The 1,522-nt window shown below is 75.2% G+C and carries 2 protein-coding genes; both read left to right on the forward strand.

Annotation, left to right across the window (positions count from 1 at the left end):
• The coding region (locus AB0I76_RS29730) for an MFS transporter (RefSeq protein WP_357042402.1) at positions 1 to 1,057 on the forward strand (1,057 nt) is incomplete at its 5' end.
• 101 nt (positions 1,058 to 1,158) lie between these two features.
• The coding region (locus AB0I76_RS29735; protein WP_357042405.1) for a hypothetical protein at positions 1,159 to 1,522 on the forward strand (364 nt) is incomplete at its 3' end.

The following is a 1,522-nucleotide window of genomic DNA, read 5'->3' on the forward strand; positions in this document are numbered from 1 at the left end:
GTGCACCAGCACCGTCTCCAGCAGGGCCAGGTCGATCCCCCGGGAGCTGCCAACGGTGGCCGGGGACCGCCGCGGCGGGGCGTCGGGCAGCTGGGTCGTCGCCACGGTGCTCGTGGCGCTCGGCCTGGCCGTGGTGGGAATCTCCGGCGGTGTCGTCGGCTCGCTGGCCGGCGTGGCGGTCGGCCTGTTCGCCCTCGGCTTCGGCTCCGGCATGTGTGACGTGGCCATGAACATCGAGGGGGCGGCGGTCGAGCGGCGGCTCGGTCGGACGATCATGCCCCGGTTCCACGCGGCGTGGAGCCTCGGCTCGGTGGCCGGCGCGGGCCTGGGGGCCGGGGCCGCCCGGCTCGGCGTCCCGGTCGCCGTCCACCTCACCGTCCTGGCGGCGATCGTGCTGGCCGGCACGGTGGCCGGCGCGCGGGACTTCCTGCCGGCGACGGAGACCACCTCCGCCGGCACGGACACCACCGCCCCCGGCCGCCGCCGCGACCTGCTCAGCGCCTGGCGTGAGCCGCGTACCCTGCTCATCGGCCTCTTCGTGCTGGTCATGGCGTTCGCCGAGGGCAGCGCCAACGACTGGCTCGCGGTCGCGTTCATCGACGGGTACGGCCTCAGCGAGGCCGCCGGTGCCGCGGTCTTCGGCGTGTTCGTCGTGGGGATGACGGTGGGACGTACCGCCGGCACCGTGGCCCTGGACCGGTGGGGCCGGGCGCCGGTGCTGCTCGGCACGATCCTGCTGGCCGTCGTCGGCGCGGGGCTGGCGGTGCTGGCCGGCTCCGGACCGGTAGCGATCGTCGGGGTGGCGCTCTGGGGACTCGGCGCGTCGCTCGGCTTCCCGGTCGGCATGAGCGCGGCGGCCGACGACGAGGACCGGGCCCCGGCCCGGGTCAGCGTCGTCGCGGTGATCGGCTACACGGCGTTCCTGGCCGGGCCTCCGCTGCTCGGGTTCCTCGGCGACCAGGTCGGTACGCTCCGCGCCCTGCTCGTCGTGCCACTGCTGCTGCTCCCGACGCTGGCGCTGGTCCCGGCCACCCGACGCCCGGCCGACGCCCGCTGAACGACTCCTCCCGCGTGTCCGATGTGGATCGGCTTGCCTGAGGCCGTCATCATGCAACCGACGCCGGTGGGCACCGGCGGTGCGGATCGCGAGGAGGCATCGTGCGGGAGCATGCGGGATACGCCGTGGCGGCAGCGGCGTACGTCACGACCGGACTGATGAACGAGACGGCAGGTGGACCGGCCCTGATCGAGGACGTCCGCGGCCTGCACCGGCTGGTGCGGCAGCGCCTCGACGACGACGACCACCTCGGATTCGAGTACGTGCAGCAGAGCCCGCACAGCGCCAAGGCCCGGGCCACGCTGGCCGAGGACATCGAGCACGCCGCCGACGAGCACCCGGGCTTCGCCGCCGAGTTGACCTCCGCCGTGGACCGGTTGCGGGAGGCCGGCGGCCTGGACTACCTCGCCGCTCACGGCGGCGCCGCCGTCGTACGCCAGGTGGTCGACCGTGACCGGCGCGGCG

It is taken from the genome of Micromonospora sp. NPDC049799, from assembly GCF_040656655.1.
Lineage (GTDB): Bacteria > Actinomycetota > Actinomycetes > Mycobacteriales > Micromonosporaceae > Micromonospora.